The organism is Klebsiella michiganensis, assembly GCF_002925905.1.
Taxonomy (GTDB): Bacteria; Pseudomonadota; Gammaproteobacteria; order Enterobacterales; family Enterobacteriaceae; genus Klebsiella; species Klebsiella michiganensis.
This window is the reverse complement of record NZ_PRDB01000013.1, coordinates 186,426-206,849: the sequence shown is the minus strand read 5'-3', so window position 1 is coordinate 206,849 and position 20,424 is coordinate 186,426. Positions and strand designations below refer to the sequence as shown.

The window sequence follows — 20,424 nt, the reverse complement described above, 5'->3', positions numbered from 1 at the left end:
TCATCACCAGATCCCAGCTGTCCAGCGGCGCATCTTTGCCCAGCACGGCTTTCACTTTATCGATGTTATAGCCTATGCCGGTTGTCGCCCACAGGTACGGGATCGCGTATTTATTGTCGGGGTCGTGCTTCGCGACCAGCTTCAATACTTCCGGGTCGAGATTTTTCCAGTTGGGAAGCTTACTTTTATCCAGCGGCTGGAATACCCCGGCCGCCAGCTGGCGCTCAAGGAAGCTCGCCGACGGCACCACCAGGTCAAAACCGGTGCTGCCCGCCATGAGCTTACCCTCCAGCACTTCGTTGGAGTCAAAGACGTCATACACCACTTTAATACCGGTCTCTTTTTCAAAATTCGCCACCGTATCCGGCGCAATATAATCAGACCAGTTATAAACATGCAGGTTTTTTTGTTCGGCTGCGAGCGAACCGGCAGAAACGGCCATCAGCGCACCCGTAACCAGACCTGTTAACCATTTTTTACCAAAGGCGGTCATATCTCTTATTCCTTCTCAATGCCCGTTAACAAGCGGGCTGAATATACGCACTTGTTCGCATGCAATAATCATGCATATTTTTTCATTGCCTAAGAAAAGGAGAGAGGACCTCTCCCGGAATGGTTGCCCGCAACTGGAAGCAGCGTCAGAATAACTGTAGCCAGAATAAGAGGCTATAGCCCAGGTAAAAAAACGGCTTTTATCAATTTTTTATGCAATAAGGGTCTATGTGATAAGCCGAAAGCGGCGGAATGGCGGTGAAAAATTCTTTTCCGGAAGGTTAATAGCAGAATAAAAGCATGTAATACGCAGCCGCTATGGCAGTGGCTGCGCTATTTTTCGACAGGCTTAGTGAAGAAAATGGTACTGAATATTCTCAGCCACCGGCTCTTCTTCCTCAGACTTATACAGCACCTGATTGGCGCTGGCTTCGAGGATGACCATCGATATCTGTTCTTCGCTCTGGCGGAAAAACCACGCGAACTGATCGATCGTCACGCCGACGCCGACGGTCAAGGCCTGGCACACCACCAGCTTCGGCAGATTATCATCCTGAATATCGAGGAAAGCTTTCACCGTCAACGAACTGGCGTTAATCGCAGAAAGATCGGCGGAGAGCGGCAGCAGCGCGGAGGGTTTCACCTCTGCCAGCGCGGAGAAAAGCACCACGTTATCCACCAGGTCAAGTTTGGCATCAAAAATGCCTTCGAAATTTTGCATATGCGGCAGGTGCAGTGCCTGGCAGGAATCACACTCAAAAAAGCTGATGCCCAATTCGTCGAGCCATTGACGTAACGTATCAAGACCCGGAACGACCAGTGAATCCATATGACCTGTGACCTCTTACTGTGAAAAATGCGACGCCATAGCTTACGCAAAAAAAGCGTCCTGTTCCATGACGGTGTCGTGAAAGGGAATTATCCGCCCATTTTCAGACAAAATCCGGGCGTGGCTTGTCGTTCGATCCAGGCGATCATTTTGCCGGCAATATCGACGCCGGTGGTGGTTTCAATTCCTTCCAGCCCAGGAGAAGCATTGACCTCCATCACCAGAGGACCGCGCGCGGCGCGCAGGATATCAACGCCGGCCACGTCCAGCCCGAGCGTTTGCGCGGCCTTGATGGCCATTTCACGCTCCTGCTCGCTGATATACGCCACCGACGCCACGCCGCCGCGATGCAGGTTAGAGCGAAAATCCCCCTCCTTCGCCCGCCGTTCAATTGCCGCCACCACTTCATTACCCACCACGAGGCAGCGCACGTCCCGCCCCTTCGCCTCGGCGATATACTCCTGCACCAGAATATGCGCATTCAGGCCGCGAAAAGCGTCGATGACGCTCTCTGCCGCCTGGCGCGTTTCGGCCAGCACGACGCCGATGCCCTGGGTACCCTCCACCAGCTTTACCACCAGCGGCGCGCCGCCAACCATGGCAATCAGGTCGCTGGTATCGTCTGGCGAATGGGCAATACCGGTGAGCGGCAGATCGATCCCCTGACGGGCCAGCAGCTGGAGCGAGCGCAGCTTGTCGCGGGCGCGGGTAATCGCCACCGATTCATTCAGCGGATAGCTGCCCAGCAGCTCAAACTGACGCAGCGCCGCGGTACCATAGTAGGTGATTGCCGTGCCAATGCGCGGGATCACGGCGTCAAAATGCGGGAGCTGGCGACCTTTATAGTGAATCGACGAGGCCACCGGGCTGACGTTCATATAACAGGAAAGCGGATCGAGGATTTCCACCTGGTGTCCGCGTTTTTGCGCGGCTTCGCGCAGGCGTCGACATGAATAAAGCGTTCCATCCCGTGATAATATGGCAATTTTCACCCTGCACCTCTGCGAAAAGACCCGCTCTGGCGGGCCTCTGGTAGTCAATTAGCGCTGACCTGCGGAATTTCCTTGCGTCAGACCGAGGGCAGTTTACACGCAATCAGCGCGTAGCCCATCCCTGCTTATGCAGATATTGCAGAATAAACGGACGGCTCTCTTTAACAATAGTCCGACGGATATGGTCGCTCCAGGTATCGCGACGCGTATTGCTGCCGCGAGAGAGATAATACTGCGCTATCTGCTCGTCATATTCCGCAAGCACCGCGTCGTCCACCGACTGATAGTGATTTTCATGCACCAGCATCGCCGACGGCATGCGCGGTTTCACCTCCGGGTTATCGTCCGGCCAGCCAAGGCACAGGCCAAACAGCGGCAGTACGTGCTGCGGGAGCTTCAGCAGCTCGGTCACCGCATCGATATTGTTGCGCAGGCCGCCAATATAGACGCCGCCGAGGCCAAGGGATTCCGCCGCCACCAGCGCATTCTGCGCCAGAATCGCGGTATCGACGCAGCCCAGCAGCAGCTGTTCAGCGAGGCCCAGCTGAGCGTCCGGGCAGATTTGCAGATTGCGATTGAAATCAGCGCAGAATACCCAAAATTCAGCGGCCTGCGCTACGTGCTGCTGGCCGCCGCTCAGCGGGACCAGCTGTTGGCGTATTTCCGGGTCGGTAACGCGAATAATTGAGGAGCATTGTAAAAAACTGGAGCTGGAAGCGCCCTGCGCGCTGGCAATAATCGCGGCGCGCTGTTCGTCGCTTATCGGCGCGTCGGTAAAATGGCGAATAGAACGGTGGCTACGCAGCAGCTCAATGGTCGGCGTCATCTCGTTTTTCTCTGTCAGGCAATGAAGAAGGTGGGGTTTTCGTTTGCGTCAACTGCGGGGCAATCACTTTCGCCACTCGCCACATTAACGCCACGGCGGCCGGAAGCATCAGCAGGATCCCCGCGAAGATCATCAGCAGCGCCGCCGTTGGGCTGGAAAACGGCGCGGGCAGGCTGACGTACTGGTTGAGCGAGAGCCAGGCCAGGGTCAACAGCACCATGCCGATAATCTCGACTACCAGAATGCTTTTTGGTAATGCAGCGGGCGATCGCATAACGCTCCTTCGGTCAAAATCATGCACGCTCCCGGGCAAAAACCGGTCGCGTATCAGGGGAGTATAGCGGTTTCATCAGCAGAATATTTACCAAACATAGCCTTAAGCCATCGAAGCAAAAGGCAGAACCTTCTTTCCCTCCTCGACATAACGCGGCATGATACGCGGCATTCGCCATCCGGCTGAGGTTTAAGGAGAAGGACTATGTTTACGGTAATTTTTGGTCGTCCAGGCTGCCCCTATTGCGTTCGCGCCAAAGAGCTGGCGGAAAAACTGAGCAACGAGCGTGATGATTTTAACTATCGCTATATTGATATTCACGCAGAAGGCATCAGCAAAGCCGACCTGGAAAAAACCGTGGGTAAACCGGTTGAAACCGTACCGCAGATTTTTGTCGATCAGAAGCACATTGGCGGCTGTACTGACTTTGAAGCCTGGGCGAAAGAGAATCTCGGCCTGTTCGCCTGAGACGGCTCACTCCTCTGACGAGTGCCTGCGTCTGGTATCAAGCCAGGCGCAAATAAACAAAAAGCACAGCGCGCCCAGCGCGCACCAGAACACCGCGCTAAACAGCCACGCCAGTTCCTGCCAGAAAGAACGCTCGGTCACAAAGAAAAGCCGCATAACCACCAGACAGACAGGTGCAGCCAGCATCGCGCCGATAAGCGGACGCAGTACCCGCTGCCCGGGAGAGAGGCAGCTTGCCGCCGCACCGGGGAGCAAAAAGAACAGCAGCCCGAGCTCAGGGTGACCGGTAGCCCGAAAGGCGCCTTTCATATGTAACAGTAGTGATAAACAAACCACGATAAATAGAAAGAACCCACAGATAATACCGGCCCAAGCACGCTCAGATTTCACGACATCCTCCTGATTTTGCCTCTAACCAACTTCCACTTCGCCCAGTCAGATAAAGATTCTGGCAATCCATGCCAATAAAAGATCCCGTCAATGTAAACACGATTGTTACTAGCCGCAGCCTCCAGGAAAGATTAAACTGTCGACTATATTTTGCTGGTTATAACGGGATGCCAGAATAGCGTTCGGGACAACGCGAACACTGGACCAACCTTAGACCAAATAACCATTTCCTTCAACAACTTACTAGTAAATGAGAAGTTGGCTTTCGTGAATATAAACGTCGCAGATTTGTTAAACGGGAATTACATCCTGTTATTGTTCGTTGTGCTTGCATTAGGACTCTGCCTCGGGAAACTGCGTCTCGGGTCGGTACAACTTGGTAATTCCATTGGCGTTTTAGTGGTTTCCCTATTATTAGGGCAACAGCATTTCAGTATTAACACTGATGCCCTCAATCTCGGCTTTATGCTGTTTATTTTCTGCGTCGGCGTGGAAGCGGGGCCCAACTTTTTTTCTATTTTTTTTCGCGACGGCAAAAATTACCTGATGCTCGCGCTGGTGATGGTCGGCAGCGCGATGCTGATCGCCATGGGGCTGGGTAAGCTCTTCGGCTGGGATATCGGCCTGACGGCCGGGATGCTCGCCGGCGCCATGACCTCCACGCCCGTGCTGGTGGGCGCCGGGGATACGCTACGGCACTTCGGCATGCCCAGCGACCAGCTCGCCCTCTCGCTCGATCATCTGAGCCTCGGCTATGCGCTGACCTACCTGATTGGCCTGGTCAGCCTGATCGTCGGCGCCCGCTATATGCCGAAGCTGCAGCATCAGGATTTGCAGACCAGCGCCCAGCAAATCGCCCGCGAGCGCGGCCTCGATACCGACTCCCGGCGCAAGGTCTATCTGCCGGTGATCCGCGCCTACCGCGTCGGCCCGGAGCTGGTGGCGTGGGCTGATGGTAAAAACCTGCGCGAGCTGGGCATTTACCGCCAGACCGGCTGCTACATTGAGCGCATCCGCCGCAACGGCATTCTCGCGAACCCGGACGGCGATGCGGTGCTGCAGATGGGCGATGATATCGCCCTGGTGGGTTACCCGGATGCCCATGCCCGCCTCGACCCAAGCTTCCGTAACGGCAAAGAGGTCTTCGACCGCGATCTGCTCGATATGCGCATCGTCACCGAAGAGATCGTGGTCAAAAACCACAATGCCGTCGGCCGTCGCCTGGCGCAGCTGAAGCTGACCGATCACGGCTGCTTCTTAAACCGCGTTATCCGCAGCCAGATCGAAATGCCTATCGACGATAACGTGGTGCTCAACAAGGGCGATGTGCTGCAGGTCAGCGGCGACGCGCGTCGCGTTAAAACCGTCGCGGATCGTATCGGCTTTATCTCCATCCACAGCCAGGTGACCGACCTGCTCGCCTTCTGCGCCTTCTTTATCGTTGGCCTGATGATCGGCATGATCACCTTCCAGTTCAGCTCGTTCAGCTTCGGCATCGGTAACGCCGCCGGTCTGCTGTTTGCCGGCATTATGCTCGGTTTCCTGCGCGCCAACCATCCGACGTTTGGCTACATTCCGCAGGGGGCGCTGAATATGGTGAAGGAGTTCGGCCTGATGGTGTTTATGGCAGGCGTGGGGCTCAGCGCGGGCGCCGGCATAAATAACGGCCTCGGCGCCGTCGGCGGTCAGATGCTGGCGGCGGGCCTCATCGTCAGCCTGGTGCCGGTGGTTATCTGCTTCCTGTTCGGCGCGTACGTGCTGCGCATGAACCGGGCGATGCTCTTCGGCGCCATGATGGGGGCCCGTACCTGCGCGCCGGCGATGGAAATCATCAGCGATACCGCGCGCAGCAATATTCCTGCGCTGGGATACGCGGGGACTTACGCCATCGCTAACGTGTTGTTAACCCTGGCAGGTACGCTGATTGTCATCATCTGGCCGGGGCTACAGTGAATTTTTTAAGAAAAAAAACGCGCATACGCAGAACTTTTTTTGCTGGCATCAGTCATAAGTAGTGCCACTGCTTTTCTTTGATGTCCCCATTTTGTGGAGCCCATCAACCCCGCCACTTAGGTTCAAGGTTGATGGGTTTTTTGTTGCCTGAATTTTACCACCCATAAAATCAATCACTTACATCAGCACTTTTCCATGCATGGCGGCAAAGAGGCGACAGCGATTTCAGTTCTGCTCTTGACCTTCCTGATAGAGAGCAAAACTGTTACAACTTCAACAGTTTCGCTTGTGCAGGATTTACAGTTTCGACGTAGTTTTTGACACCTATTTTATGTGGCTCATAATCACTCGCGTAGAAATCAATGATGAAGTCACTCATTTTCTGTGGGGAAACTTTCATCGTTCCTCTACCCAAACTCAAGTTGAACACGTTAATAAGTACTGATGGTTCCTGAGTTTTAACAAGATTGGGTTGATAGCCCGATTTATCCATTGCAACTAAAATTTCGTCGTAAGCAGTTTGCAGCTGAACCAAATCATTTGAAGATATGATCACATCATCCATGTACACACTGAGCTTCACATTGGGATGTTTGTTCAAGCGCCGCAATAGACTACCTAAATAACTCCTATCCAAACAAAGGGTAGCAAGCATAGGTGATTGGACAAAACCAAAAGGAAGGACGTGCTTATGGGGGCTATGAGACAGGTTTCTCACAGTTGAAAATTTTGAAATTTCTCTCGACTGAGAATAGGTAAAGTAGGCTTTTAAATCACGGGTAACTCGGCTACGGCTAGTAGACTGAAAAAAATTTTTAATATCAACAACAGCAAGAAAATCACTTTTAAGATGTAATCTAGCTGCTTTAAGATGGCCGCCGGTTCTTAAATGATAAAAATAGAGTGGTGGAATCCACTTGTTCCTGATTGCTTGAATTATCCGTTCCCCAAGTTCACTTGCCTCAGCACTTGGGACATAGACCCAAACCCCTGGTCTTATCTCAAATTTGTGATCCCATCTTTGAACTTCTATTTCCATGATTTAAACAGTCGTAGTTGAAGGCCATGTTAAGAACGCTGTAAACCGTACCGACTAACACTACAAATGCAGTTGCGCATTTGAGCATAGCGGTAACAAGTTCCACACGCGCCTTAACTAAGCCAAGTTCGTTGATATCCATAACTTGTTACTCCGTAGAATCCTGACGTCTCTTAGCGCAAGCGCATGGCCTAACTAAATAATAAAACTTCGACAATTTGTAAGCCCAGTAAGCCCAGCAAATCGGCGTCCGGGATGCACAGCACATCGGCATACGGCACGCTAGTCGCAAAGCGACAAACTCCACTTCTACGGATGGGGGACATTTCCCCGCTAACGTCAGGCCGCTATAACTTAACTCTAATCCCCTAAAATGAATAGTTTTTTATAATTCCAGAGGCCAAATCAGCAGAATAGTTTTTTAATTATCTTCATGACCACTTTTTATCAAAAAAAGGATGTCTGCCCAGATTCTGAGGGATGAGGTGGCGCGGAGCTGATTTTCTGCGGGCGGCACACCGAACGAACAAATGTTTCATGCGTAACGAAGGTATGCCCACATTCAAGGTTAGTGCACTGGTTGTATCGCTCCTTCGTCTCATTGGAAACTTGAAAGCTACTGCGAGTATGCGCAGCCTGCCCGCACATTGGACAATTCATCATTTCATTCAGCCCTCACTCTAAATAAGTTCGCAATAATGATACATCCATGTTCTCAATTTGGAACCAACTATTCAATTTAGAACTCATCAATTTTCACCTCAAGGTCTAGGCTAGTCGTAAATCCGCTATCCGGGTTGACAGTGTGTGTTAACGTGGTGATGGTCCAGCTGGCATCATCAATGGGCTGTTTAAAGCCGGTGACCTTCACGGGCATTTCTGTATAGAGATCCGCGCGGCCTTCTGCCAGCTGCAGAGAAAATGACGCCACACCGCGCTGCAGTCGCTCCCAGTTCATTTTTGCAGCCCGTTCAGCATTAGCGCGGTTGGCATAGGTCCGGTTCAGAACCAGTACGTTCTCATCTGTCCCGACCAGGTAATCCCCCTGCTTTGCTTCAGGCTCTTTTGGTTTTGTCGCCTTCCGTCGGCGCTTCACTTTGGTGGTTTCTTTTTTCTCCGGCTCGCGCGTATGCAACCAGTGAGCAATCACCCCGGTATACGCTCCCCTGTCCGCCAGGCTGAACCGATGACTGTCACCGTCCTGGCGGGTAATAGTGATGACCGGCAGCGGTTTACCACTTGCCGTTTTCCCCTGCCCCTGCCGGATAAACAGCAGATTACTGTCCTTCACTGAGGCAATCGCACCGTACTGCCGCGCTAGCTTCATCAAAAAGCTGGCGTCGCTTTCGTTGGTCTGGTCCAGGTGATCCAGTATCTGCGCCGCAATGTCTTTGCCAATGGCAACCTTTAGGCTGTGCCGTGTGGCCATCTCCTTCACCACCTCGCCCACCGTTGTTTTGTGCCAGGACTTTTCACGGCGGACATTCAGCGTCTCCCTGAAATCCGCGCTACGGGCACGGATTGTCAGCCTGTCCGGGCTGCCGCTATGCTCTATCTCGTCAACGGTAAACTTTCCTTTTGAAAACAGCGGCTCGCCTTTCCATCCCAGCGCCAGAGAAATCACCGCGCCACGACGCGGCATCATCACCAGGCCGTCCGCGTCGTCCAGCTCCAGATCGAGCTGGTCAGCTTCAAATCCGCGGTTGTCGGTCAGCGTCATACCCAGCAGGCGCTTATCCAGCGTCTGCGTTGCATCCTTACCCTCAATCACGATGCGAAAGGCCGGTGTCTTACTTCCCAGGTTGAGTAAATCAGTCATCTCACTCACTGCAGTAATCCTCCCACCGTGGTTCTGATATTCCCCACCGCTGCCGCCGCAGAGTCCTGCAGACTGCTAAGCTGGTCATTCAGGCTGCCGAACATCTCGGAGAGTGACTCATCCACCCGTTTAAGCCCCAGCGAAAACTCAATTTTTCTCGCTTCTCCACTGGAGAAAAATTCCGATTTCGTCTGGTTCAGGCTTTCAATCACATACATACCGTAGATAGTCCCGCCGCCCTCGATCAGCGGCCAGGCTTTTCCCTGCTCCGCCATCAGCTCCAGCGCCAGCAGCGACAACCTGCCGCCGGTCACTTCCGGCATGAGGACGCCGGAGAGAGTCAGCTGATCGTTATCTGGCCCCAAAAATTGCGTTGTCGGACGGTGATTGACGCGGTTGTTGGTCACATGTCGCCAGTTCCGCTGATACTGCAGTTGCTGATAGGGAACCGTGCGCAGCTGAAAGACAAACAATCCCAGAACCATCATCATGAATCGTATCCCCCCTGATCGCTGTAGTTGCTACGGGCCTTAGCCCTTATACGGCGCTCGCGCTCATCGAGTTGTCGCGCGACCTCCCGCGCAATATCCTGCGGACTCTGCCCCGGCTGCGCCTGGATAATAATTTGTGCCTGGGTTTCAAACTGGAATACCGGTTGAGTGCCTGCCGTTTTCTCTGCTGCAGGTCGATATGAGGCTGCTGGCAGGCTCATTGGATGAAGCGGAGCGGCTTCTGCAGGCATAGCTCCCCCCATCATTCCGGCGACAACAGACGCCAGCGCTGCCGTCCTCCGGCGGCTGGTCACATAGGCCGGGCCGTTAATCAGCTCCGGGCCATTTTCGCCAGCGATACCTACCTGCCCGCGCGGTACATAGCCGCCACTGTCATACATCCCCGCAAAAAATCCGCCGCTGCTATTTTGCCGGGTGGGGCCAGCCGATTTATCGCCGCCGGTCATCCAGTCAGGAAGGTAGTTCTTCACCGATGCCAGCTTGCTCTTGAGCATCTCCCACTTCTCATTGATACCATTCAGGATACCGTCAATAATCGCCCCGCCCACCGCTTTAAACTTCGCGGGCAGCGCGGCAACATCACTCAGAATTTCATCCCATTTGCTGCTGATGTTCTGCTTTATCACAGCCCATGCCCCTGATACCCCGGATGAGATGGCATTCCACATTGCTTTAAACTTTGGCCCCAGCGTTTCCCAGTTCTGCCAGATGTAGATGGCCCCCATCGCGATAAGGCCAATTATCGCCAGGATGGGGTTAGCCATCATCAACCGGCCCAGCCACAGGATCGCCTGACCTGCCCCGGCAATCACCTGCTTTATCAGGCCAAAAGCACCGGCAAACTTAATCCCAAGGATACCGGCGCTCACCCGTACTACCGCCATCGGCCCCAGAATAGATGCCAGCGCCAGCGACAAAACACCCGCAGCGGTGGCAACGATGGCAAACACTGCCGCAACCTTGAACAGCGCCGCAGTTAATTGAGGATGCCGCTTAACAAAACCATCTAACGCGGACGCCAGATTACCCAGCCAGTCCGCAATATTTTTCAGTACCGGCGCGACGGTTTCACCGATGCTCGCCATTGCATTAGTAAAGGAGCCGCCAGCGGCCTCCCATTTGTTACCCAGGGTATTAAGGGACGCCTCGACGCGCTCACGCAGGGTTGCCTGGTTCTCCAGTTTTGCCACGGTTTCGCGGTAGCCCTCGATACCTTTTGTAGTCATGATGCTCAGCGCTTTTAGCACTTCGTTATCATTACCAAACAGGGCTTTCATCGTCGCAAGCTTTGTTTCTGGATTAAGTTTTTCAAGCTTATCTAACTGTGCGTACATCTTTTCCAGGCCGCCAAATCCGCCTTTCCCGTCGGAAAAATCAAACTTGAAACCTTTCCCTTTAAGGTCATCATTTACGGACTTTATTTTTTTTGCATCCAGCGTGGCCTGAAAAATTTTACGGTAGGCATTACCCGCTGATTCTCCGGCCATCCCCGCCTGATCAGCCATGACCAAAAGAGGGCTGAAGGTTTTCGCAGCATCCAGCCCCCTCTGCTTGATAATCTCCATTGCGCTGCTGATATTTGCAAAACCCTGCAGCATATTACCGGGGTCAACGCCCGCGTAATAACCCCGCTGGATCACATCCATCAGGCTCATCATGTCTTTTTCAGTGGTCTGCGTGGCGTCCTGCAGTTTCGCGGCAAACTCTGCCGCATCCGTCGGGGCCATCTGCAGTTGCACACCGAGGTACGCCGCCGACTCACCCAGCCCGCCCAGGATGACCTGCGCCGACATGCCCTGACGGCGTAACATGGTCATCATATTTTGAAAGTCTGCCGTGGTGCCGGGCAGCCGGTCACCCAGGGCGATCGCCAGCTTGTTCAGCTTCGCAAACCCCGGCGCAACCTTTCCGCCCGGCCCCATCATGGAGCCTGCCAGCTGGTTAGCAGCGTTCTCTGATTCCGAGTAGGCGCGAATGGGGGCCAGCAGCGTTGCGCCCGTTGCCACCCCGGCCGCTATCATCCCGGCACCATTCCCCGCCAGGCTGTTACGCACGTCGCGCATCTTGTCAGCTTTGGCCCTGACTGCATTCAGCTTACGCTGGCGCTCGCCCACGTCCCGCAGCCGTCGTTCCTGCTCTGCCAGCTGCTTGTTATAGCGGTCCGTTTCGCGGGTAATGCGGGCTGTTTCACGGGCACCGCCGCCCGCAGATATGCCGAGGCGGTACAGCTCCGCCCTGGCCGCCGCCATCTGCCGCGTTTCCTGCCCCTGCTTTTGCTCCAGACGTGACACGGCGCGCCATTGCGTTTCAAGCGCCGCCGTCTGCTTTTTCGTGGGGGATTCAAGGGCTGACATTTCGCGGGTCATCATCTGGGCACGCAGCCGCGCCTGGTCCAGTTCGTAACTGGTCCGGCTCAGGCTCTGCGACAGCTGATCGAATGATTTTAACTGGCCCCCCGCATCGTTCAGCCGTTTCAGCTGTTCGCGGGTCTGCCGGACAGCGGAGGCCAGCTCCTTAGAACCAGCCTGCGCAACTTTTAAAGGGCGGGTGAGCTTATCAACCGCATTCAGAACCACCTGCAGACGCAGGTTTTTATCACTCATCGCTGGCCCCGCTTCGCATTATCGCTCTGTGCCGCCACTCCAGCACTTCTGTAAGCGGCATAACGTCAGTGACGGACGGCGGCCAGTGAAAGATCGTGGCGATATCCGCCACCAGGTCATCTACCGTCAGGCTGTCGGCAAATCGGCAAACGCCGACTTCGGCAACAAAAAAAGGACCACCTCGATCGACATCGCGGCCAGGTCTGCCGGGTCGAGGTCCGCCATTTCCTGCGGGGTCAGCGTCGGCGTGGAGATGCGGGGGATCACGGTCATCATAGAGGCCACGTCCATCTCCATTACCGCCTGCAGGCGCGTACCACGCAGTGCGCCGGATTGCGGCTTACGCAGCACAATTTCCGTAATCGTGTTATCACCGCGCGTGATCGGGCTATCCAGCTTCACCGTTGCTTCTGTTTTCTCACTCATGTTCTTTTCCTGTTATGGGGTGGCTGGCGCGGCATCCCGCGCCAGTGCTGCATTAAAGACCGATTGCGTTGCGGTGCTCTTCCATCAGATCAACGCCGTCAACAATTTCAATCATGTTGATCACATCGACCTCATAGAGCACCTCGCCGTTAATGGTCAGCTTCGCGTAACTGTTAACGCTGCTGACTTTGGTGGTATTGCTCTCGCCGGTTTTCCACTCGCCGGAATCCACCTCTTTGTGGCGTCCGCGCACAACCAGCTCAACGGCCTGCACCTCGCCGGTGTCATCGCGCTGGATAGAGCCGGTGAATCGCATCTGCACCCCGTCCACCGTGGCCTTGCCCATCTGTTTGAACAGAAGCGCCTCAGTTCCGCCGATGGTCATTTCCGTATCCAGTGCCCCATCATCCAGCCCCAGATCGATACCGACTGAACCGGGCATACCGCCCCCGCGATAGTTCTCAAGCTTGCGGGTAAATTTCGGTAAGGTGACGGATTCAGCAATGCCCATCCAGCTGTTACCGGCGTTGAAGATGTTCAGGTGTTTTAATTTGCGTGGTAAGGCCATTTGCCCCCCTTATGCGCTTACGCGGGTGGTGAAATCCACCAGGTAACGGTCAGTGATGCGCTGGCGCAGCATCAGGTTTTCCAGCGGCGGCACTGGCGTATAGTCGTAGTCGATCCAGAGCTTCCCGGCCTTCAGGGTGTCTTTGTCGTTAACGCTGTCATCAATCCAGCAATCGCCGCCGATGAGGTAGCCCTGATTCACCAGGCTGCGCATTTTGGCGCGGATGCCTTCGATAATGTCGCGGGCCAGCGACGGGTTAAGCGGCATATCCACCGCCCACATATGGCCCTCCGCCATGGTGTCAGCCAGCACCTGCGCGGTGCGGGTGTAGTTTTCAAACTGGAACAGCGGATCATCACTGAGGCAGCGGGAACCCCAGAAGCGGAAACCATCCTTGCGGATCAACGTGGTGACGTCGTTCTGGTTCAGCAGTCCGGCATCGGTTGCCGGGTCCTGCAGGTCCCAGAAAACATCCGCGGACAAGCCGGTTACGCCATTGACGCCCACGTTAGAAAGGGTTTTGTGCCAGCCGGTCTGCTCGTCGATTTTGGCGCGCAGCCCCAGGGCGCGGGCGGTAGCGTAAGCGGTCGCATCTGCCTGCAGTACCGTGTCAAAGTTGATGAAGTCAGGCCAGATAATCATTCCTTCACGTTGGCTGAAGTTGTCGCGGTAAGTGATCGCCTCTGCCACGGTTTTACAGCCGTAAGCTGACATATACGCAAAGGCCCGCAGGCTCTGCGCCACACTCAGCAGCTCAGTGGACACGGCCTGCGTATCATGCCCCGGTACGCCGAGAATGCGCGGCTTCACGCCCAGCTGCGACTGCGCCGAAAGTAACGCCTTCATGCCGGTTTTCTTACCCTCAGCGGTCACGCCGCCGATGATGTTAGCTGTGGTTTCCGCTTCGGTTTCGCCCTGGGCAACGCGCACCACTACGGTGACGGGTTTTGCCTGGTCTGCGATAGCGTCCAGTGAGCGGGCCAGTGTGCCGGATTCGCCCGCTTTACCGCTGGCGGTCAGCACGTCGGTAAGCAGTACCGGCTTATTGAGCGGGAACATGGAGGCATCGGCATCATCGCCGGTGCACACCATGCCCACGATCGCCGTGCTCACCGTCGTGATAGAGCGGGTGCCGTCGTTAACTTCTACAACGCGCACGCCGTGGTGGTAGTCTTGCGCCATGGAATGAATCTCCTGTTTAGGGGTTCACCCATGGTAGGGAAATCATCCACTGCAAGCCGTTGATGCCCGTTGTACTGTGGTTGATACAACCGCAGGCAGAAAAAAAGCCCCGTTACGGGGCTGATTTGGTCAGTGGTTTTACTGGCGATTCAGGCGACGCGGCTCCAGCACATCAGCAGGGTGTGGGCTTCCACAATATTTAATGTCTGTCCTTCGCCAAGATTGCCCGTTTTACCGCTGAAGGAGTGCGTCTGCGGCGGTATCACCATTTCATGATAGTGATCGTCCACTTCATCTGTTTCGCCGAGATTCGCCGGGTTAAAGCGCTGGCTGATATCACCGCCAATTTCCCACGGATTATCACGGCTGGGAACGCCACCATGTTTGTGCTTTCCGGCCCCTTTGGTTTGCAATTTCTGTTCAGGGTGATCGCCGACGCTGCCCGTGACGTTTATCTGCACGGCAGGCAAATGCCCCTGCTGAAGCGTCACGGTATCACTTCCGCCGGTTTTCCCGACATTTGAGCCATCGGATTTCGCCACGCGAATGGTTTTGTTTTCGCCCGTGTACACCCAGGTTGTCCACGGCCAGCGTATATTCGGATTCAGGGTATTGCTGAAAAATCGAGTGGTGCCGACAGGATTATCCAGCTCCCAGGCGCTCCGGATGGCAACCTGTATCGCCTTGCGTACGGCGGCAGGCGTGGCGGCCATATTCTCACTGTCGCTGTCAGTGGCGTTACTGAGTTGCGTAAAGCCCTTACCCGTAAGGCTTGCATCAGGATGATTCACGGATTTCTCATGGTCGGTAAGCTGGTCGTCCGTGTAGTCCATCGCGGTGTTTTTGGCTTCCAGCACCGACTCTTCAGTCGCAATAATAATCCCCGGGTCGTTTATCAGCGTGACATCCGCCGCGCTGGTGACGGAGACCCATACCCTGATAACACTGAATTTTCCGGCACCGTCATCCAGCTTCGGCTTGTACGTCTCCGGCAGGGAGGCCACGGCCAGACACATTCCCTCTTCATCAAAAAGCGCGGCTTCACGTATCGTATATCCGCCGTTCTCCGGGGGAATTATCATTTCCGCGATGATGATATTTTCATCAGATTCCGCAATTTTGACGCTGTTCAGCCGGGAGCGATAAGTTTCATTCACCAGACCGGTCTGGTTGATATCCGGCACCGGCACCACGCCGTTTCCGTCACCAATGGACATATACGCGAACCCGACCGAAGTGTCATCCAGTGAGGCGGCGGCAAATTTATCCATGCCCTTTTGTGTCAGCAGCGAAAAGTATTTTTTCTGTGCCATCATTACATTCTCTCTGGTTCTTCAGGCAGGGTTAAAGTGAGCCGCCGGAAAGCAGTTGCGTCAGTCGGTCCATCCGCCGCCGCATGCAGGCGGCCTCCAGTACCAGACACTCTTCATAGCGCAGGCTGTAGCATGAGCCTGCCGCAAAAGCCGGCCTGACCAGCGCCGCCGGACGGGCCGGAATATACACGGCGTCCTGATGGTGTGCAGGGGTGACGTACGCCTCCTTGATGACGTTTCCTTCTTCATCTGTGACCGCATCCACATGCCGCTCCGGCATGTCGATTTCCGGCTGATTGACTTCAGGGACCGCCTCGCTGTACACCGCGTCCTGTGCCTCCCATTCGTCATAGCCAATAATGCCGTAATCCATCGCATCCAGACCGGCGGCCTCAAACGCGTCCTGAACACGCTGCGCAATGATACCAAAGTGCCAGCGGGCACCGGACCAGCCCTTATCCGCCACGGCATCGCGCATCTTGTACATCGCAAAGTTGACGGTCTCCCATGCATCCAGCACTGCATCCGGGATATCGACTGACGATACGCTGCCATCTTCGCTGCCGGTTTTGGCGACTTCATCCGAGGTGACTATCGGGGCATTAGCCAGATACGCGTTACGGAAACGACCATTCCCGGCAAAGCCGAGGTCATCCGCAGCATCGGCGTGAGGATAAACGTTCCGGGTGATAACCGCAGCGGCCACCAGGTTCATCGTTGCCAGGGTGGTTGCGTCGCCGCCACTCACCGTAATGGAAGCGTCGGCGGTGCCGGTTCCTTTGCCGCTGGTACGAAATGCAATGGTCTGCGTGCTGGCCGTATTTGCCTTGCCGAACGTCTGGGTGTTCTTCCCGAACGTCATCTGGACGTCGTTATTATCCACGCCGATAAAGTAGGCATTGCTGACGGTGTTGATATTAATGGCCGTTTCCACATTCGAAATCTGCGCACCATAGAGCGCCCCGGCCGCATTGCCCCTGAGATTTATCAGCGTCCCTAATTTAAACGACCCGAGATTAATAAAATCGGCCACCCAGCAGTTAACGTTATATCCCTTGTTATTCACCACACTGTACTCTGCCGCGACGCAGTAATCGGCAAAGCTGTTCGGGTCAAGCTGGGCGTTAATATTCTGCCCCCAGCCTTTGGTATAGGCATTCAGAACCGCCGTGAGCCCCCCCGGAGGCGTCGAGGTTCCCCCGCCGCCGTTGTACAGATACCACCCGGTGACGGTGATAGTTTTGAAATCCGTGCTCCAGCCCGTGACTACACCGGAATACCGGGTTCCGGCGGTATCGATAATCATCCCCCGACGGATAAGCCTTCGCTGGGCTGTGCTGAGGGTTGTCGCAAACGAAATACTGGTTGCGGTGAACGTGGTCCCGGTCAGGGTGGCGAGCGCCGGGGGCATCTTCGCTTCCGCATAAAAAGCAGCGATATCGCGGTCGGGATACGTTGCCAGCCTGGCCGGGGTAGTGATGCCGAGGATTTCCGGGCCATCGGTGCTGTCTTCCCCTACTTTTTGCAGGCGCACGGAGAATCCGCAGGCATTCCCCGCAGAGCCGTGCGGGTACAGGTTATTCTGCCGCCCCGGACGGTATAGCCGCCCGTTCAGATATTTAGGGTTAATGATTTCCGCGCCGTGACTCGCCACCCACGTTACATCCCGGTTGCCGACATCAATATAATCAGACAGTAAATACGTCCCGTCGTTGATATAGACGATGGTCGATTCCGGGCGCGGAATGTTCTCTGATTTTCCCACCCCGGCAATATTTGATGCCGGAGAGGTCAGCGCGGCTTCGGAAAAGGCGGCATCCTCAACCGTCACGCCGTCACCCTTCGCGCCGCACTGTCTGACGGTCATAAAATGCAGTGCCTGCTGAATATTGCCCGACCGCTCATCCGCCGAGATGGAGGCCCCCCGACGCCCGAGGTCGGCACGAATGCCTGCGTCAGAGGTGTACGCCCAGGCACCCGGCCCGACGCCGCCAGTGTTCTCCGGGGTGGATTCTGGCGGTACGGTTTTGGGGAAATCCCCCGTCCAGACCAGGCGCAGATTACCGTAGACAATCTCTTCCCTGGACGATGACAGCTCACCGCCCCGGATAAAATCGGTCTTCGCTTTGATGCTTTCCTGCGCCTCACTGCCCAGGCTGTCCAGCTGGCCTTTCAGAAAGGCCGTGCGGCTGGCAAGCTGGCTGGCCTGAATATTAATTTTACCGTCTTTGCCGCCTTCCACCTTATCGCGGCGGGCAATCAAATCTATTTCATCCACCCATTCAGGGGATTCGTTAATTTTAGTCATCGTCGTCACCTGAAAAGTGATAATTACCGTCGAAATGCGTGATACCCAAATACCGCAAATTTTCCGCCGCGCTGTGCGCTTGCGGGTAAACCGTCACAATATCGCCGGGCAGTAATGCCGCGCCCAGATAAAAGGGACCGTCTGTACGGGTGGAGATCGTGAAAGAGGAAATATGGCGGCTGACGGGTTTAGTCCCCTCCACCACGCGCTCCAGCTCCGTCAGTACTTTGCCCGTCAGCCCGGTTTCGTTAACGTCCACCTCCAGGCGAAACGTGCCGCGCGGGTCGCCGGTATCAAACCACTCCGCCACCTCTGCGGTAAAACCGTGATAACCCACCGCCCGGTGCACTGCCGCAATCGTCCCCTTACGCTGATGCAGCCAGAAGGCGTCTCGAACCACGCGGCGCTTGTCCTGCTCGCTCCAGTCTTCATCCCAGCCATCCACTGAAAACGCCCAGGCCAGATAGGGCAGAAAGGCTGCCGGGCACCGGTCAGGGTCCCATAAGTCCCGCAGTGATACAGGTAATCCCCCTGCGGCGGCGCATACCAGGCTAACGCGATGCTCAAGCGATGATGATCCAGACGGCAGCAGCGGGTTATTCATCCGTTCCCCCGATCACTACCATGACTCCCGTGCAGTTTGCGGCCTGCGTTTTATCCAGTACCACATCTGCGGCCGGTTGAATCAGTTCGACACGCTGCACACCGTTCACATGCAATGCGGCATAAATAGCTGACCGGCGGATATCACGCCCGAGGCGACGCTGCTCGTTGATATATGAAGTCAGCTGTACCTTTGCCGCCGCAAGCACCGGCTCTGTTGCTGGGCCGGGATAAACATAGAGAACCGCTTCCACGGCGTAATCCATAATACGGGCTGACTGTACAGTTACCCTGTCGCCCACCGGCCGCACGTTCTCATCATTGAGGGCATCGCTTACAGTGCGGAGCAAATCCTCATCCGCGATGCCGCTCCCTTCCCTTGACAGAATGGAGATCGTCACCTCTGCCGGAAGAGGGCTAATCGCCGACGCATCAGCCACGCGCCCATCGGCGCTCATGGCATGAAACTCATAAGCCCCCGTTGGCCCGGCAACGCTCATCCCTTCGAATGCTGCGGGAATACGCTGGCGTAAATCGCTGTCGGATTCCATTTCTGCGGCAACAGGCGGGATTTGCGTATCGTCTGCGGGGGTAACAGTCAGGCGCTCGACGTTATTGTTTGCCGCGAGCTGGTCAAGGTCGCCACTGATGGCGTACGCCACCATCACTGCTTGTGCGGCTTCATTAATACGCTGGCGTAGCAACAATTCACGGTACACATTTTCCTGCAGTATTTTCACCACTGGCTCCGATTCAAACATTAAGGTACGGGCCACAGCTTCCTGTTCTTCTGTCGGATAGAGCGCGACAAACTCCGCCTTACGCTCTGTCAGCAGGGTTTCAAAATCCGGCTCATCCACGATCTGCGGCGGCGGCAGCTGGGAAAGATCAATAACGGCCATTGTCTGCTCCTGTCGATACGGAAAGGGATACCGGCACGCCGTCATTGCGCTGGCCTGCCAGCTCAATCACCATTGCGCCATCCATGCTGCTGCTGTTAATCGTGATGGTGTCGAGCTGTAGCCGCGGCTCCCACCGCTGCAACGCGACGTACACCGCCGCCATGATCTGCAGGCGCAGCGCCGGGTTTTGCGGCTGGTCAATCAGCGCTGACAGCAGAGAACCGTATTCCCGGCGGGCAAGGCGGCTGCCCTGCGGCGTCAGCAAAATATCCCGCACGGACTGGCGCAGGTGGTCCGTTTCCGTTATTGCCTTTCCGGTATCGCGATTCATCCCGATATAGAGCGTCAAATTGGATCTCCCGTCGTTCCGCCGCTGTCGCCAGGGTGTTTATGCTTATCGGCTACAATGCCGTTTGACGTCATCGCTCCACCACCGTGGGTCACATCGCCATTCAGGATCACGTTGCTGTTAATGCGGGTCGTGTCGGCCTCGATCACAAACTCCCCTGTTTTGCAGGAAACCAGCTGCGACGACTCAATCAGCACGGCTTTAACGCCCCGGATAATCCAGCGCCCGGTGGCCGGGTCGTATTCGAACCAGCCGCCATCCTCGTATTCGGTCACGTCCGCGTTTTCAGAGTCTGACGGCGGCGGGCACGCGTCGGAGTAGATGGCCGGAAGCGCAAACGCTGTTTCCAGATTGCCGCCCAGGCTGAACAGCACCACCTGTTCCCCCGGCGACGGGCACCACCAGGTGCGAGATTTACCGGCGCGGTAGGTCAGCCAGTTAATCCAGTTGGTTTCTAGGTCGCCTGTTTTCACCCGGCACAGCCAGCCGTCCCGGTCCACCTCGGTCACAATGCCGGTGCGGATCAGATTGGTGATAAGGCGCATGATTTCGGTTAATTGGGTATTCATGAGGGCA

Annotated in this window: 23 protein-coding genes; 2 read left to right on the top strand and 21 right to left on the bottom strand. The window is 55.5% G+C overall.

What is annotated here, in order from left to right:
* The 5 genes from CDA56_RS23185 to CDA56_RS23165 form a co-directional block, all read right to left on the bottom strand.
* On the bottom strand, positions 1–493 hold a 493-nt coding region (locus tag CDA56_RS23185; RefSeq protein WP_139536106.1), incomplete at its 3' end, for an extracellular solute-binding protein.
* A 348-nt stretch (positions 494–841) separates the two neighbouring features.
* Complete coding sequence (locus CDA56_RS23180; protein WP_004849367.1) at positions 842–1,321, bottom strand: type III secretion system chaperone family protein; 480 nt, start codon at positions 1,319–1,321, stop codon at positions 842–844.
* 89 nt (positions 1,322–1,410) lie between these two features.
* Positions 1,411–2,313, bottom strand: coding sequence for a 30S ribosomal protein S6--L-glutamate ligase (rimK, locus tag CDA56_RS23175; RefSeq protein WP_009653278.1), 903 nt, complete (start codon positions 2,311–2,313; stop codon positions 1,411–1,413).
* Between the two features lie 103 nt (positions 2,314–2,416).
* Complete coding sequence (gene nfsA, locus CDA56_RS23170) at positions 2,417–3,139, bottom strand: nitroreductase NfsA (protein WP_102803350.1); 723 nt, start codon at positions 3,137–3,139, stop codon at positions 2,417–2,419.
* The gene (locus CDA56_RS23165) at positions 3,123–3,413 is read right to left on the bottom strand and encodes a YbjC family protein (protein ID WP_009653259.1); all 291 of its coding nucleotides are present in this window, start codon (positions 3,411–3,413) and stop codon (positions 3,123–3,125) included. The genes nfsA and CDA56_RS23165 overlap by 17 nt, the downstream gene beginning before the upstream one ends.
* Before the next feature lie 204 nt (positions 3,414–3,617).
* Here CDA56_RS23165 and CDA56_RS23160 point away from each other — a divergent pair, with 204 nt between their 5' ends.
* Positions 3,618–3,881 (top strand): GrxA family glutaredoxin, encoded by a 264-nt coding sequence (locus tag CDA56_RS23160; protein ID WP_004100567.1) that lies wholly within the window; start codon positions 3,618–3,620, stop codon positions 3,879–3,881.
* A gap of 6 nt (positions 3,882–3,887) precedes the next feature.
* Here the strand turns inward: CDA56_RS23160 and ybjM are convergent, their stop codons facing one another.
* The gene (gene ybjM / locus CDA56_RS23155) at positions 3,888–4,271 is read right to left on the bottom strand and encodes an inner membrane protein YbjM (RefSeq protein WP_004849358.1); all 384 of its coding nucleotides are present in this window, start codon (positions 4,269–4,271) and stop codon (positions 3,888–3,890) included.
* A gap of 267 nt (positions 4,272–4,538) precedes the next feature.
* Here ybjM and CDA56_RS23150 point away from each other — a divergent pair, with 267 nt between their 5' ends.
* The gene (locus CDA56_RS23150; protein WP_004849356.1) at positions 4,539–6,224 is read left to right on the top strand and encodes an aspartate:alanine antiporter; all 1,686 of its coding nucleotides are present in this window, start codon (positions 4,539–4,541) and stop codon (positions 6,222–6,224) included.
* Between the two features lie 265 nt (positions 6,225–6,489).
* Here CDA56_RS23150 and CDA56_RS23145 read toward each other — a convergent pair whose 3' ends face one another.
* The 15 genes from CDA56_RS23145 to CDA56_RS23070 form a co-directional block, all read right to left on the bottom strand.
* A complete protein-coding gene (locus tag CDA56_RS23145; RefSeq protein WP_103814718.1) occupies positions 6,490–7,263 on the bottom strand; it encodes a reverse transcriptase domain-containing protein in 774 nt (257 codons plus the stop codon).
* Positions 7,264–7,710: 447 nt separating this feature from the next.
* Positions 7,711–7,926: an ogr/Delta-like zinc finger family protein gene (locus CDA56_RS23135; protein WP_004134616.1), complete on the bottom strand. Its 216-nt coding sequence runs from the start codon at positions 7,924–7,926 to the stop codon at positions 7,711–7,713.
* Positions 7,927–8,002: 76 nt separating this feature from the next.
* Entirely contained in the window at positions 8,003–9,082 is a 1,080-nt protein-coding gene (locus CDA56_RS23130) for a phage late control D family protein (RefSeq protein WP_227633037.1), read from the bottom strand.
* 5 nt (positions 9,083–9,087) lie between these two features.
* The gene (locus CDA56_RS23125; RefSeq protein ID WP_103814712.1) at positions 9,088–9,573 is read right to left on the bottom strand and encodes a phage tail protein; all 486 of its coding nucleotides are present in this window, start codon (positions 9,571–9,573) and stop codon (positions 9,088–9,090) included.
* Positions 9,570–12,197 (bottom strand): phage tail tape measure protein, encoded by a 2,628-nt coding sequence (locus tag CDA56_RS23120; protein ID WP_103814710.1) that lies wholly within the window; start codon positions 12,195–12,197, stop codon positions 9,570–9,572. The genes CDA56_RS23125 and CDA56_RS23120 overlap by 4 nt, the downstream gene beginning before the upstream one ends.
* Positions 12,190–12,309 carry a GpE family phage tail protein gene (locus CDA56_RS23115; protein ID WP_002896220.1) on the bottom strand — a complete coding sequence of 40 codons (120 nt, stop codon included), beginning with the start codon at positions 12,307–12,309 and terminating at the stop codon, positions 12,190–12,192. The genes CDA56_RS23120 and CDA56_RS23115 overlap by 8 nt, the downstream gene beginning before the upstream one ends.
* A 14-nt stretch (positions 12,310–12,323) precedes the next feature.
* Entirely contained in the window at positions 12,324–12,623 is a 300-nt protein-coding gene (locus tag CDA56_RS23110) for a phage tail assembly protein (protein ID WP_103814708.1), read from the bottom strand.
* A gap of 52 nt (positions 12,624–12,675) precedes the next feature.
* Positions 12,676–13,191 carry a phage major tail tube protein gene (locus tag CDA56_RS23105; protein WP_103814706.1) on the bottom strand — a complete coding sequence of 172 codons (516 nt, stop codon included), beginning with the start codon at positions 13,189–13,191 and terminating at the stop codon, positions 12,676–12,678.
* 9 nt (positions 13,192–13,200) lie between these two features.
* Positions 13,201–14,373: a phage tail sheath protein gene (locus CDA56_RS23100; RefSeq protein WP_064149458.1), complete on the bottom strand. Its 1,173-nt coding sequence runs from the start codon at positions 14,371–14,373 to the stop codon at positions 13,201–13,203.
* Positions 14,374–14,522: 149 nt separating this feature from the next.
* Positions 14,523–15,686, bottom strand: coding sequence for a phage tail protein (locus CDA56_RS23095; protein ID WP_103814768.1), 1,164 nt, complete (start codon positions 15,684–15,686; stop codon positions 14,523–14,525).
* 31 nt (positions 15,687–15,717) lie between these two features.
* Positions 15,718–17,994 (bottom strand): tail fiber/spike domain-containing protein, encoded by a 2,277-nt coding sequence (locus tag CDA56_RS23090; RefSeq protein ID WP_103814704.1) that lies wholly within the window; start codon positions 17,992–17,994, stop codon positions 15,718–15,720.
* The gene (locus CDA56_RS23085; protein ID WP_103814702.1) at positions 17,987–18,598 is read right to left on the bottom strand and encodes a phage tail protein I; all 612 of its coding nucleotides are present in this window, start codon (positions 18,596–18,598) and stop codon (positions 17,987–17,989) included. The genes CDA56_RS23090 and CDA56_RS23085 overlap by 8 nt, the downstream gene beginning before the upstream one ends.
* A complete protein-coding gene (locus CDA56_RS23080) occupies positions 18,591–19,499 on the bottom strand; it encodes a baseplate assembly protein (RefSeq protein WP_103814700.1) in 909 nt (302 codons plus the stop codon). Before CDA56_RS23080 ends, CDA56_RS23085 begins: the two co-directional genes overlap by 8 nt.
* Entirely contained in the window at positions 19,486–19,848 is a 363-nt protein-coding gene (locus CDA56_RS23075; protein ID WP_004134631.1) for a GPW/gp25 family protein, read from the bottom strand. Before CDA56_RS23075 ends, CDA56_RS23080 begins: the two co-directional genes overlap by 14 nt.
* Positions 19,845–20,417, bottom strand: coding sequence for a phage baseplate assembly protein V (locus tag CDA56_RS23070; RefSeq protein WP_004134632.1), 573 nt, complete (start codon positions 20,415–20,417; stop codon positions 19,845–19,847). The genes CDA56_RS23075 and CDA56_RS23070 overlap by 4 nt, the downstream gene beginning before the upstream one ends.
* Positions 20,418–20,424 lie beyond the last annotated feature (7 nt).

Coding starts and splice junctions, on each gene's coding strand:
- CDA56_RS23180 (WP_004849367.1), bottom strand. CDS start 1,321: ATGGATTCACTGGTCGTTCCGGGTCTTGATACGTTACGTCAATGGCTC.
- nfsA (WP_102803350.1), bottom strand. CDS start 3,139: ATGACGCCGACCATTGAGCTGCTGCGTAGCCACCGTTCTATTCGCCAT.
- CDA56_RS23165 (WP_009653259.1), bottom strand. CDS start 3,413: ATGCGATCGCCCGCTGCATTACCAAAAAGCATTCTGGTAGTCGAGATT.
- CDA56_RS23160 (WP_004100567.1), top strand. CDS start 3,618: ATGTTTACGGTAATTTTTGGTCGTCCAGGCTGCCCCTATTGCGTTCGC.
- CDA56_RS23145 (WP_103814718.1), bottom strand. CDS start 7,263: ATGGAAATAGAAGTTCAAAGATGGGATCACAAATTTGAGATAAGACCA.
- CDA56_RS23135 (WP_004134616.1), bottom strand. CDS start 7,926: ATGATGAATTGTCCAATGTGCGGGCAGGCTGCGCATACTCGCAGTAGC.
- CDA56_RS23130 (WP_227633037.1), bottom strand. CDS start 9,082: ATGACTGATTTACTCAACCTGGGAAGTAAGACACCGGCCTTTCGCATC.
- CDA56_RS23125 (WP_103814712.1), bottom strand. CDS start 9,573: ATGATGATGGTTCTGGGATTGTTTGTCTTTCAGCTGCGCACGGTTCCC.
- CDA56_RS23120 (WP_103814710.1), bottom strand. CDS start 12,197: ATGAGTGATAAAAACCTGCGTCTGCAGGTGGTTCTGAATGCGGTTGAT.
- CDA56_RS23110 (WP_103814708.1), bottom strand. CDS start 12,623: ATGAGTGAGAAAACAGAAGCAACGGTGAAGCTGGATAGCCCGATCACG.
- CDA56_RS23105 (WP_103814706.1), bottom strand. CDS start 13,191: ATGGCCTTACCACGCAAATTAAAACACCTGAACATCTTCAACGCCGGT.
- CDA56_RS23100 (WP_064149458.1), bottom strand. CDS start 14,373: ATGGCGCAAGACTACCACCACGGCGTGCGCGTTGTAGAAGTTAACGAC.
- CDA56_RS23095 (WP_103814768.1), bottom strand. CDS start 15,686: ATGGCACAGAAAAAATACTTTTCGCTGCTGACACAAAAGGGCATGGAT.
- CDA56_RS23090 (WP_103814704.1), bottom strand. CDS start 17,994: ATGACTAAAATTAACGAATCCCCTGAATGGGTGGATGAAATAGATTTG.
- CDA56_RS23085 (WP_103814702.1), bottom strand. CDS start 18,598: ATGAATAACCCGCTGCTGCCGTCTGGATCATCATCGCTTGAGCATCGC.
- CDA56_RS23080 (WP_103814700.1), bottom strand. CDS start 19,499: ATGGCCGTTATTGATCTTTCCCAGCTGCCGCCGCCGCAGATCGTGGAT.
- CDA56_RS23070 (WP_004134632.1), bottom strand. CDS start 20,417: ATGAATACCCAATTAACCGAAATCATGCGCCTTATCACCAATCTGATC.